Annotated in this window: 9 protein-coding genes; 2 read left to right on the plus strand and 7 right to left on the minus strand. The window is 53.0% G+C overall.

The genetic code is table 11. The features are described 5' to 3' along the window. Window positions 1-61 precede the first annotated feature (61 nt). The 7 genes from ACFVTB_RS20765 to ACFVTB_RS20795 form a co-directional block, all read right to left on the minus strand. Complete coding sequence (locus ACFVTB_RS20765; protein ID WP_387753417.1) at window positions 62-1,525, minus strand: LLM class flavin-dependent oxidoreductase; 1,464 nt, start codon at window positions 1,523-1,525, stop codon at window positions 62-64. A 288-nt stretch (window positions 1,526-1,813) separates the two neighbouring features. Then, complete coding sequence (locus tag ACFVTB_RS20770) at window positions 1,814-2,683, minus strand: NAD-dependent epimerase/dehydratase family protein (protein ID WP_387753420.1); 870 nt, start codon at window positions 2,681-2,683, stop codon at window positions 1,814-1,816. Between the two features lie 23 nt (window positions 2,684-2,706). Next, window positions 2,707-3,918 carry an enolase C-terminal domain-like protein gene (locus ACFVTB_RS20775; RefSeq protein ID WP_387753423.1) on the minus strand — a complete coding sequence of 404 codons (1,212 nt, stop codon included), beginning with the start codon at window positions 3,916-3,918 and terminating at the stop codon, window positions 2,707-2,709. A gap of 28 nt (window positions 3,919-3,946) precedes the next feature. Beyond that, window positions 3,947-6,673, minus strand: coding sequence for an alpha-mannosidase (locus tag ACFVTB_RS20780; protein WP_387753425.1), 2,727 nt, complete (start codon window positions 6,671-6,673; stop codon window positions 3,947-3,949). Between the two features lie 57 nt (window positions 6,674-6,730). Next, window positions 6,731-7,549, minus strand: coding sequence for a carbohydrate ABC transporter permease (locus ACFVTB_RS20785; protein ID WP_387753428.1), 819 nt, complete (start codon window positions 7,547-7,549; stop codon window positions 6,731-6,733). A 13-nt stretch (window positions 7,550-7,562) separates the two neighbouring features. Further along, window positions 7,563-8,459 (minus strand): carbohydrate ABC transporter permease, encoded by an 897-nt coding sequence (locus ACFVTB_RS20790; protein ID WP_387753430.1) that lies wholly within the window; start codon window positions 8,457-8,459, stop codon window positions 7,563-7,565. A gap of 63 nt (window positions 8,460-8,522) precedes the next feature. Further along, entirely contained in the window at window positions 8,523-9,929 is a 1,407-nt protein-coding gene (locus tag ACFVTB_RS20795) for an ABC transporter substrate-binding protein (protein ID WP_387753433.1), read from the minus strand. Window positions 9,930-10,291: 362 nt separating this feature from the next. On the opposite strand from ACFVTB_RS20795, the gene ACFVTB_RS20800 reads away from it, so the two are divergent. Both ACFVTB_RS20800 and ACFVTB_RS20805 read left to right on the plus strand, forming a co-directional pair. Then, entirely contained in the window at window positions 10,292-11,425 is a 1,134-nt protein-coding gene (locus ACFVTB_RS20800; RefSeq protein ID WP_387753436.1) for a GntR family transcriptional regulator, read from the plus strand. Between the two features lie 76 nt (window positions 11,426-11,501). After that, window positions 11,502-14,138 (plus strand): glycoside hydrolase family 3 protein, encoded by a 2,637-nt coding sequence (locus ACFVTB_RS20805; RefSeq protein ID WP_387753438.1) that lies wholly within the window; start codon window positions 11,502-11,504, stop codon window positions 14,136-14,138. Window positions 14,139-14,469: the final 331 nt, after the last annotated feature.

Below are 14,469 nucleotides of genomic sequence, written 5' to 3' on the forward strand. Positions count from 1 at the left end.
CGTCATCCTTTCTTCCTGTTCGAATTTATAAAAAAAGAGGCCCGCTCCACCCGCTATGGTGTTACAAGGCCTCCGGCGTTCCGGTCGGTACCGATATTAATTCCTTATTTGTTTCCGCATTCGCATCTTGATCCGGCTTTGCATCCGCCTCCGTCTGTACCGCCGATTGCTCCTTCCGTACGGCTGCTGGATGCGGCGGACGGCGCAGCCCAAGCCGGTCGCGCAGCGTGCTTCCCTCGTATTCGGTCCGGAATAAGCCGCGCTTTTGCAGCTCCGGCACGACCAGCTCTACGAAATCCTCCAGCCCGCCTGGCAAATACGGCGGCATAACATTAAAGCCGTCGGCGGCGCCATTCTCGAACCATTCCTCCAACTGATCGGCGATTTGCTTCGGCGTTCCGAATATTTCCCGGTGGCCTCTCGCGCCTGCGATACGCTGATAAAGCTGGCGAATCGTCAAATTTTCCCGTTCCGCCAAATCCTTCAACAGTTTGAACCGGCTTTTGCCGCCGTTGATCCGTTCCAGCTCTGGAAGCTCCGGCAGCGGTCCGTCGACTGGATACGGCGACAAATCGAAGCTGATCAGATTGGAGAGCAAGCTTACGCCCGCTTCGACCGGAATAAGCTGCTCCAGCAGCGCTTTTTTCTCAGCCGCCTCCTCTTCCGTCCGCCCAATGATCGGAAATACGCCCGGCATGATGAGCAGCTCCTCCGGCGAGCGGCCGTAGTTGCCGAGCCGTCTTTTCACGTCGGCGTAGAAGGTTTGCGCTTCTCCAAGCGTCTGCCAAGCGGTAAAGATCACTTCCGCGGAACGAGCCGCTAGATCCTTACCCGATTCCGACGCGCCGGCCTGCACGATAACCGGGTAGCCTTGAACGGGACGAGCAACGTTAAGCGGGCCGCGAACAGAGAACCATTCGCCCTTGTGATGCAGCGTATGCAGCTTGCTCCTATCGGCAAAGATCGCGTTGTCCTTGTCGATGACGAAGGCGTCATCCTCCCAGCTGTCCCACAAACCGGTCACGACGTCCAAAAATTCCTTCGCCCGCTCGTACCTGAGCGAATGCAGCAAATGTTCGCTCTTGTTGAAATTGTTGGCTTCAGCAGCGTGATTTGAGGTAACGACATTCCATGCCGCCCGCCCATCGCTGAGATGATCGAGCGAGGCAAACTTGCGTGCGACGTGAAAAGGCTCGTTGTACGTCGTCGAGACGGTAGCAACCAGCCCGACATGCTCAGTGACCGCCGACAAGGCGGACAGCAGCGTGATCGGCTCCGGGCGCACCGTTACCGTCTGCGCGACCGCTTCTGGATACGCTTCGGATACCGCATAGCCGTCAGCGAGAAACAGCAGATCGAACTTTCCCCGCTCCGCCGTCTGCGCCAGCTTTTTGTAAAATTTGAATTTCAGCACTTCCGTCGCTTCCGTATCCGGGTATCGCCATGCCGCGACGTGATGCCCCGGCGTCATTAGAAAGGCTCCGAGCTTCATTTGCCTGCGCTTGCTGTCGCTCTGCTGTGACATATGTATGCCTCCTTCGGCAGTAGTTTTTTAACGGAAAACGCAAAAAACCGGAGACTCATCGCCGCTAAATGAGGCAGAGTCTCCGGTTATCCGGTATCCCATTAATTCCTACTGGATTAATTTGTTTTTAATTTAGATCGATATTATCACGGTTCCTGTGCGGCGTCAACGCTCTCTGTAAAAAAACAATTTTCCGCCAAAAAACGCCCTCTGTCTTCCGCTCCCATCAAGAGCCGGGTCAGACAAAGGGCGTCTTCTCATTCGTTCGAGCAGTGAATCTCCAAAGATTTATTCCGCTTTGACCGCATCCCGCCAAGAGTGCGCCGGACGCCAAGCGATCGCGTCAAAAGCGAGTTTGTTCGCAACGAGCGCGGTGAAACCCGACTTGATGACGGACTCCGCAAGCGGCACTTGCGGGTAATGTCGTTTCGCAAGCGTCAACGCATCCGTATCGCTCAGCGGATCGCTGGCCGTGATGCCTAGGCGGCAGGCCCGATTCTTCGCCGGAGCAGGAGCCTCCAGCGCCAGCCGGCAGGCAGCGGCAGCGTCTCGCGCATCGACGTAGCTCCACAAGATCCGATGATGCCGCGCTGTGTCGGCAAAGAAATCGATTTCCCGCTGGTACTCTTCGGGACCCAATAGAAGCGAGAAACGAAGCGCGAACACTTCCATCCCTACACGTCTCGCAAACATATCGCCGATGTCCTCGCACAATCCTTTAGACAAGCCGTAGCTTTCTTGAGGCAGCAGTCGGTGCTCCTCGTCGACTGGGAAATAATCGGGAGCGAACGGATACTTGGCCCAGCAGAAGCCATAAGCCGATTCACTTGAGCCGGTAACGACCCGCTTAATCCCTAGCTTCGACGCCGCTTCCATTACGTTGTACGCTGACATCATATTGTTGGCGAATATGCGCTCCGGCGAGAAATTGATCGGATTCGGCACGGCAGCCAGATGGACTACGGCGTCGGCGCCCGCCAAAATGCCGTATACTTCGCCAAGTTGGCTCAAATCAGCCTGCACATATTGCGCATAATAGCGGCCGTCCTTAGGCGGCCGGTTATCGGTACCGATAACTCGGTATCCGGCCCGATTCAAATCTTCGATAACGAATCTGCCAAGCTTCCCTTCGGAGCCTGTTACGACAACCGTTTTCATCGCTGTTCGTACCTCCCTTATCTTTAAGGACGGACCAGCGTGCCGTCCGGTTTGCGGTCTAATGAATAAGGACGATGATAGCTGGAAAGATCGGCATCGCCTAGCAACAAAGCCGCTTTCTCTTCATCGATATCGATGCCGAGTCCCGGTTTGTCATTCAGATGCAAATGCCCGTCTTTCACGACCGCAAGTCCGGGGAACGCCTCCTGCTCCCGCTCTCTGAAATGGTTGATTTCTTGTACGCCAAAACTCATGATCGCCATGTCGAGATGCACGGCCGCTATCTGGTTGACGGGATCATTCTCTCCGCCCTCCTGCCAAGCGGTGCGCACGCCGAATGCCTCGCATACGGATGCGATTTTTCGGCACGGCGTAATGCCGCCCGCCTTTGACACGCGCATGCGCACGAAGTCGATCAGCCGATTTTTCACCAGCGGCAGCCATTCCTGCGGATGGACGAACAGCTCCCCGACCGCCTGCGGCGTTGAGCTGAGCTCCTTCACTCTCGCATACCATTCGGTATGCTCTACCTGCAGCAGATCCTCCAGGAAGAACAGCCGGTACGGATCGAGCAGCCGCGACAGCGTCACCGCTCCCGAAGGGGTCAAATGCTCGTGAACGTCATGCGTAAACTGCAAATTCATGCCGAAACGGACGCGCAGCTTCTCGAACATCTCCGGAATGGCGGTAATATAGCTCGCTTCGTCGAACAGCTTCGCCGGCGGGAAGAGCGACGGCGCTCCGCCGCCCGCTACGAATCCCCCGCCGCCGTAGCCGCCGAGCTGTACCCGGATTGTACGGTAGCCTTGTTCTTGAAACATCGCCACTTCTTCCTCAAGCTGCTCGTAAGTATCGCCGTTCGCGTGCGCATAAGCGGGCACGGCCGAACGGACCGCTCCGCCAAGCAGCTGATAGACCGGAAGACCGGCAACTTTCCCTTTAATATCCCACAGCGCCATATCGATGCCGCTCATGGCCGTGTGCAGGGACGAACCGTTGCGCCAATAGCCGCTGGTGTACATTGTTTGCCAAATATCTTCAATCTGGCTTGCGTCCCGGCCGATCAGCAGAGGAGCGAGAAGCTCCTCGATAATGCTGACAATGGCCTTCGGTTGGTACATGTCGCTTGCGGAACCGATACCGTACAAGCCGTCCTGGTCGGTGATGACCTTGACGATAATCCAACTGCCGTCATGCCTCGTGCGAATGCACTTGATTTGTTTGATTTTGGCCATGATAAGGACTCCCTCTTGTGAATCGAATTTAGCCCAGCTTGATGCCAACCGTTTCGATTTTTGCAGGTCCTACCGGCAAAGCGTAAGCGCCGCTGCCGACTTGGGCGATTGCCTCGCCTTCCACTTCGATGATCGTGCTTTCATAAGCGCCATTAGCCGCGAAGGCCGGAGCTACCGAAAGCGACGAGTCGCCATGCGAAACGTTGAATACGCGCAAGTAAACGTCGTTGTTCTCTTCGCCAACTTTCAGCGCACTGAACGCCAGCTTGTCGCCTTCCCAACGGATCAGCTCATAGTCAGCAGGCAGGCTGCCCGCATGAACGCCCGTTTGACGAACGGTCCATGGAACCGGGAACTGGTAAGCTTCCACGTATGCGCAGGACTCCGTAACGTCGCCGTCATGAACGATCAGCTTCATGCGAAGCGTATGCTCGCCTTTGCATTGCGCTTCCGGCGTCGGGAATACGCCCCAATCGCCGAGCTCGCGCACGCCGCGAAGCAGTGTAACAGCTAGCGTGCCGCCCGTTTGCAGCGCTTCGTATTCGTTCAAGCCGATGTTGGCAACCGTCACGCCCGCTTTGCCGTCGCTGATGCTGACGAAAGCGTTCTGATGCTGTGCATTGCTTGGGTTCAGCCACTCCGCCTCCGGTTGGATCGAACGCTGAGCCAGCTCGTAGATCGAATCCACTGTCACTTTGTCCGCTTGCAGGCCGGTAGGGAACAGCATGCGCACGCGATGATCTTCCACCGTGTTGTCGATCGTGCTCGTAATACCGACCGAACGGGCCGCTTTCTCCAGCGCCAGCTCTGTTACGATGCGAACCGCAGCCGTTTCTTTCACGCGCTGCGCTTTGCGATAACGGAACGGCGTCATCGAACGCATTTCTTCCTCCAGCAAAGCGTCTGCGCCCAGCGGCAGCTGCCAGCTGTGCTCGATGCGGAAAACCGCGCGCAACGGCGTATTTTCGACTAGCTCGATCGACGACGCTTTCAACCCTTTCGTCGTCAGCGGCTCTTCGCCGTCCGGCTGTTTGTACATATATTCGTTGCCGATATCGCCCGTATCCTCATAGATGCCCATGCCTTCGTAACGGCGGCCGTTGCCTTTGTCCGTCAGCGTGAAGGAGCCATCTTCGGCAATTTCGACTTTAACCAGTTCGTTCTCCATAACGCCGTTATCGAAGCCGATCAAAGCGCTAGCTTGCGCTGCCGCGCCGTCTTTGCGAACGATCGCGTACGCTTGGTAGCCGATGCTAGGCACGTCTTGCGCGAACAGCTCGACCTCCACTTGATACGCCCAGTAAGGCTGGCGGAACTTGTCGTCCGGCAGATCATAGCCGAAGCCGATTGGCAGCGGAGTGATGATCGCTTCCACGACACGTCCTTGACTGTCCACAACAGCGTATTCTTCCGGCTTGTAAGCCGCTGCGAATTGCTCGTACCACTGATGAGGCTCTTTGCCCGGCTTGAAGTAGAAACGCTCTACGTCAACGACCGTTTTCACAGCGCCGCTTCTTACATGTCCGCTCGTATTGAATACGAGGAACGGCTTAGCACCCTCGCTGAATACGGAAGTGTCCGCCGCATCAGCGACAAACTGCGAGCTTTGCTCGGCCAGTCCTTCGGCCGTGTGCTGCGACTTCTCAAAGCGAGTCATCATCTCGCGATGCACTTCGTCGACGCTGCAGCCGCAAATGCTGTCGTGCGGATGGTTTTGCAGCAGCGTTTTCCAAGCAAACAGCAGCTCGTGGCGCGGATAAGCAGCGCCGGCTACCTTCGCCATTACGGCAAGCGGCTCGGCCACTTTCTCGAGCAGCGTCTGCGTTGCCACGTTCGCTTGCTTAATGTAAACGCGCGCGGATGCCGTATTGACGAGCGTCATCCAGCCGTCCGTCCATTGGCTGCGCAGCTCGCCCTTCACTTCATCGAGCTGATCCAGGCCGTTCGCTTTCAACGCTTCGATATATTCAGGGAAGCTGGAGTGCTTGAATTCGATGTCCGGCAGCAGCTCGCGCGCCGTTTCCAGCGCCTGCGACAAATCCTTCTGAAGCGGCTGGTGGTCGCAGCCGTTCATGAACAACAGATCTTTTGTCGATGCGAATTGTTCCGCAGCCGCAAGCTTTTCTTTCCAATATTGCTTTGCTTGCTCGGGATCGACCGGAATTTCCATGCCGTTGTTGTACCAGTTGGCAAACAGAATCGCCAGCACTTTGCTGCCGTCCGGCGACGTCCAGTACATCTCGGAGTACTTCGACGTATGAGCGTTGCCCTCGTGTATTTGGTTGTTGAAGCCGACCGGCTTCACTCCGCGCCCGTAAACCGCGACTTCAATGCCCGCCTGCTTAACGATCTGCGGAGCTTGCCCGATGTTGCCGAAGGAATCGGGGAAGTAGCCGACTTTGGCGTAATCGCCTATTTTATTGGATGCGTTAATGCCAATCAGCAAGTTGCGCGCGTTCGCTTCGCTGCTAATCAAAAATTCGTCCTGCAAAATGTACCAAGGACCGACAATCAGTCTGCCTTGCTTCACAAGCTCGTAAATCCGTTCGCGGCGATGAGGCATAACTTCCAAGTAATCTTCCAAAACAATGTATTGACCGTCTAGATGAAAGCTCGTAAATTCAGGATCTTTATCAAAAGCTTCTATTAAATCTTCCATTAGTTGAATCAGCTTTAGCCGATGCTTTTCAAACGGAATGTACCATTCTCTGTCCCAGTGCGAATGCGCAATAATATGCGCTGTTTTCGTAGTCATTTTTTCCCATCCCAATCCATTTGTCTATTTTTGTATATTGGTTGCGTACAGTGGTATTTACATTTTTACCGAGCCTACGGTCATCCCTTTGATATAAGTCTTTTGCAAGAACGGGAAGGCGATCAGAATCGGCATGAGCGTAATTAAAGCGCCCGCCATCAACTCGTTCCATTTCTTAAACGATGCGGAGTCGAGATACATCAAGCCCATCGGCAAGGTGAACATGTCGTTGCTGTTGACGATAATCATCGGCCAAAGAACGTTGTTCCAGCTTCCGATAAAGTTCAGGATTGCGATCGTACCAATGGCCGGGAGGGCCAGCGGCAAGTAAATCCGATAATAAATTTTAAAATTTCCGCAGCCGTCGAGTACGGCGCTTTCGTACATTTCGTGAGGAATCGTACGGAAATAGCTGGTGAACAGGAAGATCGCAAACGGCGCAGCGCCGTTGATCATTGGAAGAATGATCCCTGTATACGTATTCGCCAGTCCCAGATTCGTCATATTGATATAAAGCGGAATCATCGTCGTTACGCCCGGTACGAGCAGCAGCGCGATGAACGTGTAATAAACAAAATGCTTGCCTTTGTATCTGAACTTCGAGAACGAGAACGCCATCATCGTATAGATCAGAACAACGCCTACAATAACGACAACCGATACTAGTACGCTATTGAAGAAATATTTCGAGAAATTAAGTTTGGTCCAAACGTCGGCAAACACCGACCATTGAGGCGCGCCTTGCGGAAACGGCGATTGCGGGTTGGCAAGCGCGTCCTGCGTCGTCTTGAGTGAAGTTCCGACCATCCAAACGAACGGATATAAGCAGATGATCCCGTATACCGCGAGTATGATATGTTTGATGTATTTAACCATAGGAATCTCCTCCTTAAATATCCGTCTTGAACGAGCGGAAGCTGAAGATGGCAATAGCCCCGGTGATTAGGAAGGAAACCCAACCAATCGCACTGGCCAGACCGTAGTTGTTATCCAGGAAGGCTGTGCGGTAGACGAGCGTACCGATTACTTCCGAGCTGCCGGCCGGACCGCCGCCGGTCATAATAAAGACGTTCTCGAACGCTTGGAACGCCCCGTTGAGCATCTGGATGACTGCGATCAAGGTGATCGGCTTCAGCATCGGCCAAGTGATACGCCAAATTTGCTGCGACTTGGTCGCGCCGTCCACGCTAGCTGCCTCGTACAACGACGGGTCGATAGAGGTCATGCCTGCATAATAGAGAATAAGCGTGCCCGGCAATCCGCCCCAAATGAACGTAATAATAACCCCGATCAAAGAGGTCGAAGAGCTGCCCAGCATCCCGCTTGGCACGGTTAGGAAATCAAGCCCCATCCAAGCGAACATCGCATTGTACACGCCGCTTGGCTCGAATAAGCCTTTCCATACATAGAACATCGCCACGCCGGATACGATCATTGGCAGAAAGTATACGGTACGGTAAAAAGAAGCGAGCTTCGTATTTTGCAAGACGAAAGCGACGATTAACGCAATCGGCACAACGATAATTACCTGGCTGACGGCAATAAGAACGTTGTGTAGTACCGCATTGTAGAAGTTTTGGGTCAATATCGGGTCATCGCCCAATAAGAAACGACGGAAGTTGTTCAAGCCTTCGAAGCGCGCCGTCGAAAAATCGATCCCGGACCAGTTGTAGAAGCTGAGCATCACGGAAAAACCGACCGAATATAAGCCTACTCCCAAAAACAACAAAATCCCGGGTAAAAGGAACAGATACGGAACCCATTTATTTTTGGACGTTATCATCATTTTCACCTTCTTAGTTCACAACCGGCCGATGCCCGAAGCACCGGCCGGTTGTGTAAATTGATCTTAGTTTCCGCTAGCTTTCAAGCTTTCCATCGTGTCGTCGAATTTTTTGGCAACTGCTTTCGCATCCATTTTCTTCTCCCACATGGATTGAACGGATTGCGCGTATACTTCCCATTCTTTATTCTTCGTGCGGTAAGCATTGATTGCAGGCATTGCCTCGGAGTAAGGACCTGGCTCAGTTGCGAACGATTGCGACAGAGCTTTCAGGTTCGGCTCCAAGTCATCCGCACGGTCGCCCAGGTTCAGCGCCGGGATGGAGATTGCGCCGTTCGCGAATGCGACAGCTGCGTCTGGATCAGTCGTCATGAATTTAATGAAATCAAGTGCTTGTTCTTTGTTCTTCGAATCTTTGTTGACGGAAAGCATGGTCAATGTGAACGGATCGGTCGTCCATTGTGGAATTTTCGATCCTTCGATCGCAGGAACTGGGAACGTAATGATGTCTTCTTGATTCATGCCCATTGCAAGCAGCGTCGACATAGTGAACGAACCCCCCAGGTCGAATGCCGCTTTGCCAGCTGCGAACGCTTGGTCTGCGCCGTCGATGTCTGTCGACAATACGCCCGGCATCAGCAAATCTTTTTCAGACAGCTTGGATACTGCTTCTACTACTTTGATATTTTGTGGATCACTCAGCTTCGTTTTCCGTTCCAGCAAGTCGATGTAGCCTTCTGGACCGTTGAGCATGATTGTCAGAGCGGAACCCGCCCAGTTTTCCCACAGATCGGATACTTTCGCGCCTACTACAAGGCCCGGAGTACCTGTTTTCTCTTTAATCGTTTCCATCATGGAAATGAATTCTTCCCACGTTTTTGGAGCTTCGGCTGTAAGTCCAGCTTCTTCAATCAGCTTTTTGTTGCCGTAGAAGGTAAAGAATCCGCCGATATCAAGCGGCAAGCCGTAGTATTGGCCTGCTTTAAGCGACTTTTGCACTTCCGTCGCGTTTTTGTCCGTTTTCCACGATTCCACTTGCTGATCGCTAATGCGGATCGGGTCCATCGCCGTGCTGAAATATTGGTTAAGAACGTCGTCGCCGAAGATCGGGCTCAATTCTTCAACGGAGCCTTCGATCGAATCGCCTGCGGTTGCCCACCAGTTGATGACGTCTGGCAGCGTTTTCGAGTTTGCAGCCGCTTTGAATTTTTGACGGTACGTATCGTCCGGTGTGAATGTTTCAAATTTTACTTTTACGCCGGTTTTCTCTTCGTAGACCTTAGCAGCCGCTTCGAAACCCGGGTTATAGGCAACCTTCCAAGTCCACATGGTCAATGTTTTATCGGACTTTCCAGAACCGCCATTGCCGCCGCTATTTCCGCCATTGTTTCCGCCGCCGCTAGAGCAAGCGCTTACAAGCAGGCTCAACACCATGATTACAGAAACAAGCATCCATCCAGCTTTTCTTTTCATACTCAACCACCTTTTCTAGTTTGTCATTGTTGAACGTATAGCTCGACCCGGCAGGAACTGAATTGCTGCCAATCTTCACCGCAAGCGTTTTCTTGGGAAGATCAGTTGTTGTGTATGCCGTTCGTAAACCCAATATAAACAACATATTTTTTGATGTAAATGTTTATTTTTTGATACAACTTAATCAGGATGTAATATATTTATAGTACAACATAGTAAAATAAAGAATGGCTCTATATAAGCAAAGAAAGCGGAATCATTTTCTCATCGAATCTTTACAAACGGTAAATAAATATACTTGTATATGTTGTATGATTGTAATATATTATTTTTAACGAATAGATGAATTGGAGATCGTACCTATGGCCAAGAAGTTTAAACCTATGTATAAGAAAATCGAAAATTACATCGTTGAGCAAATTAAGAGTCAAGCCTGGCAGCCGCTTAGCCGCATTCCCTCCGAGAATGAATTGGCCGAGCAGTTTGGCGTCAGTCGCATTACCGTCAAGAATGCGCTGACCGAGCTGGTCGACCGCGGAATCGTTTATCGCCTGCAAGGCAAAGGGACGTTCGTCTCCGACCGCAACCAGGATGAATTGCTTACAATCCCGGAGGAAACGTATGCAACGCCGAAACGGACAATCGGCTTTTTACTGCCCCGGCTTGATAACCGTTTCACCGCTAATTTGCTGAGCGGCATCGAGGACAGCCTGTCCGAGCAGGGCTATCACCTCATTTTCTCTAAGACGAACGACTCTCAGGAAGAGGAAATTACGAAAATCCGCGAGATGCAGCAGTACGGCGTCGAGGGTCTTATTATTTACCCGGTCGAAGGAGAAAATTACAACAACGAAATTTTATCGCTGACGCTGAATCGTTTTCCGCTCGTGCTGCTCGACCGTCTGCTTCGGGGCATCGATACCAACTCGGTCAGCTCCAATAACTTTGAAGCTGCGGTTTCGGCGGTCAACCATCTTCACGAGCTTGGACATCAGCATATCGGCTTTATTTCTACGAAAGTGGAAGGCACGTCTAGTATCGAGGAACGGCTGGCGGGCTACGAACGAGCACTGGAAGATCATCATATTTTAATCGATCGCAGTCTCGAAATGACTCGTCTTCTGGTCAATGACAGCGACGAGCAAGTGAATGGGCTGATCGAGCAGTTTTTGCTTGCCAACCGTCAAATGACGGCGCTTCTTTCTTCCAATCACAGCCCGCAGGTTATCCAGATCGCCCATCGTCTCGGCATTCGGGTGCCGGAGGATCTATCCGTCGTCTTCTTCGACGATGTCGTTCATCCCGAATTTTCGATCGTCCCTCCTACCGTCGTTGTCCAGCAAGAAAGAGAGCTGGGGCAGGAAGCCGGCAAGCTGATTGTCGAGCAAATTAAACGCGGCGGCGGCGAGTATAAGCAAATCAAGCTGCCTACCAGTCTCGTTGTTCGCAGCTCCACCTCTACGCTGAATCCAAGCAAGAAACCGGTAGAGGCTTAAACGGCCTCTATCCGTTCCGTTTATTAACATGTCCAATTTATCCAGCAAGCATTACATTCAAGGAGGCAACCCGCCAATGTCGAAACGCAACGTCAACTCTTTGTACCAAAATCCGCAAGCGCCGCTGGAGGAACGCGTTCAAGATCTGCTTTCGCAGATGACGATTAAAGAAAAGGTCCGTCAGCTGGACCAATATTTCGGCACCTCGTTCATGAGCAAGACGCACCCGCACATGGTAACGGTAATGGCCGACGACGCTGAAATTGCTTGGCCGAAAATCGATGAGCTGATCGGAGAGGAAGGCATCGGCTGCATTCATGATTTGTACGGCACAGCAGAGGTTAACAACGAAATCCAGCGCTACGCGGTCGAAAAAACGAGACTCGGCATTCCAATTTTGTTCAGCGAGGAAGCGCTTCACGGCTTGCTTCGCCCAGGCTTCACCGTTTTCCCGCATGCGATCTCGATGGCTTCTACCTTCAACCCGGAAATCGTACGGCAAATCGGCGCAGGCATCGCGGCCGAAACAAGAAGCCACAACATCCACGAATCGTTTGGTCCGGTGCTCGACATTGCCCGCGATCCGAGATGGGGACGCGTTGAAGAAACATTCGGCGAGGATACCTATTTGACTGGACGGATGGGTGTCGCCATTATCAAGGGCATGCAAGGCGACGATCTGACTTCCGACAGCAGCATCATCGCAGAACCGAAGCATTTTGCCGTTCACGGCATTCCGGAATCGGGTCTGAATCAATCTCATGCGACGGTTGGCATGAACGACGTCTACGCTTACCACCTCCCTGTATTCGAGGATGCGTTCATTGAAGGCGGAGCGATTAACGCTATGTGCGCATACAACTCGATCGACGGCGTACCGGTCGCTTCCGACCGGGAATTGCTAACCGACGTGCTGCGCGGCAAGTACGGCATGCCGGGCTTTGTCCGTTCGGATCTAGGCGCTATCGCAAGGCTCGATTACGCGCATAACACCGCCTCTTCCGATCGCGAAGCGATCAAACAGGCGCTTGTTGCAGGCGTTGATATGCAATATTACGATTATCCTAATGAACTCTATCAAACTCTCATTTGCGAAATGGTAGACAGCGGCGAAATCGACCTCGAGACAGTCGATACGGCGGTTGCCCGCGTGCTGAAGGTCAAGTTTATGCTAGGCCTATTCGAAAAACCATATGTCGATCCGAGCCTTTCGAAACGCGTCGTACGCCGTAAGGAGCACGGCGAGCTCGCTCTGCAAGCTGCGCGCGAAAGTATTGTGCTGCTGAAGAACGACAATTTGCTCCCACTGAGCAAATCGCTCTCGACGGTTGCAGTTATCGGACCGAGCGCCAATGTAGCCCGTCTAGGCGATTACACGCCTTATATTGAAGGCTTCACGCCAGTGACGGTGCTGGACGGTGTCAGCAAAATTGTTTCGCCGGATACAAAAGTGCTTTATGCAAAAGGCACAGGCGTTATGCCAGACGAACTGACAGCGATTCCTACGGATGTGCTGTTCGACAACAACGGCAATCACGGTCTGCAAGGCGAATATTTCAACAACGCTAGCTTCGAGGGCGAGCCAGTACTGAGCAGACTGGACACGAATGTCAAATTCAACTGGGTCATTACAAAACCGGACGAGCAAATTCAATCGATTAACTTCACTGTCCGCTGGACGGGCAAGCTGGTGCCGGCCCAAGATTTCAACGGCTTCATCGGCACAGTCAGCCAAGACAGCATGCGTCTCTATCTGGACGGCGAGCTGGTCGTCGACGGCTGGGGCAAGGAGCGTTCGGCAACGCAGCGTAAAACGGTATCGTTGAAGGCCGGTCAATCCTATGCCATCGTCGTCGAGTATTGGAAAGATACGAACGGCGTAGACGTCATGCTCGGCTGGAGCTCGGAGAAAGAGGATATTCAAAAAGCGGTGGAAATCGCGGCGCAAGCCGATGTAGCGATTCTCGCGCTCGGCGATTCGGAACGTACTTGCGGCGAAGGCGTCGATCGTTCCGGACTCGACCTGCTCAGCAATCAGGTTGAATTGCTGAAAGCCGTTCATGCGACAGGCACGCCGATCGTGCTCGTGCTGCAAAACGGACGGCCGGTTACGCTTGGCTGGGAATCGGCTAATATCCCGGCAATCGTTGAAGCTTGGTACGCTGGCGAGAACGGCGGCGATGCCATTGCGGAAATTCTGTTCGGCGATTACAATCCGGCGGGCCGATTGCCGGTGTCCTTCCCCGCTTCGCTCGGTCAAATCCCGGTGCATTACAACCGGAGACGCGGCGGCCAGAAGCAGTACATGGAAGGCGATAACAAGCCGCTCTACGCTTTTGGTCACGGCCTCAGCTATACGAAGTTCGAGTATAGCGATATGCACTTGAGCCGTTCGTCTATCGCTGCCGGTGAGACGGTCGAGGTTTCGTTCAGCGTCACAAATACAGGCAGCCGCAACGGCGACGAAGTCGTGCAGCTGTACGTTAGCGACTTGGTCAGTTCCGTCGCCCTGCCCGACAAGCAACTGCGTCATTTCCTTCGGTTGCCGCTGAAAGCGGGCGAGACGAAGCAAGTGTCGTTCACGTTGACCGATAAGGATCTGCGCCTGCTCAACCGTCGTCTGGAGTGGGTTGTCGAGCCAGGCACGTTCCGTATCATCGCCGGTCCGAGCTCGGATCAAGCTGCGCTGACGGCAGAGCTGGTCGTCGAATAATTAGGGTTCCCGGTCGGATTCATCCGCGGACGGAAAAAAGATAATACGCTTTTGCAATAAAGCCCCTGTGTTCGGTGTAAGCTGCCGAGCATAGGGGCTGTTCGCGCTAGTATGAACAGTCCGGCATTCACACGATTTCCGGACTGTTCATATTAGCGATCGGTGCAGCTTTTCCCCGGTTGGCCGAACTGATTATAATAGCAATTGGTGCAATATTCACAAGATGCCGGACTGTTCATACTAGTGATCGGTGCAGCTTCTCCCCGGTTTCCGAGGGTTATTCACGCTTGCTCAGAAGCTAGCCGAACAGTCAATCCCAGGATAAAGTTCT

Origin of the sequence: Paenibacillus sp. NPDC058071, assembly GCF_042885235.1 — a bacterium.
Lineage (GTDB): Bacteria > Bacillota > Bacilli > Paenibacillales > Paenibacillaceae > Pristimantibacillus.

Bases quoted from the DNA above. Each gene is read 5' to 3' on its own strand.
- ACFVTB_RS20765 (WP_387753417.1), bottom strand. From the start codon at position 1,525: ATGTCACAGCAGAGCGACAGCAAGCGCAGGCAAATGAAGCTCGGAGCC.
- ACFVTB_RS20770 (WP_387753420.1), bottom strand. From the start codon at position 2,683: ATGAAAACGGTTGTCGTAACAGGCTCCGAAGGGAAGCTTGGCAGATTC.
- ACFVTB_RS20775 (WP_387753423.1), bottom strand. From the start codon at position 3,918: ATGGCCAAAATCAAACAAATCAAGTGCATTCGCACGAGGCATGACGGC.
- ACFVTB_RS20780 (WP_387753425.1), bottom strand. From the start codon at position 6,673: ATGACTACGAAAACAGCGCATATTATTGCGCATTCGCACTGGGACAGA.
- ACFVTB_RS20785 (WP_387753428.1), bottom strand. From the start codon at position 7,549: ATGGTTAAATACATCAAACATATCATACTCGCGGTATACGGGATCATC.
- ACFVTB_RS20790 (WP_387753430.1), bottom strand. From the start codon at position 8,459: ATGATGATAACGTCCAAAAATAAATGGGTTCCGTATCTGTTCCTTTTA.
- ACFVTB_RS20795 (WP_387753433.1), bottom strand. From the start codon at position 9,929: ATGAAAAGAAAAGCTGGATGGATGCTTGTTTCTGTAATCATGGTGTTG.
- ACFVTB_RS20800 (WP_387753436.1), top strand. From the start codon at position 10,292: ATGGCCAAGAAGTTTAAACCTATGTATAAGAAAATCGAAAATTACATC.
- ACFVTB_RS20805 (WP_387753438.1), top strand. From the start codon at position 11,502: ATGTCGAAACGCAACGTCAACTCTTTGTACCAAAATCCGCAAGCGCCG.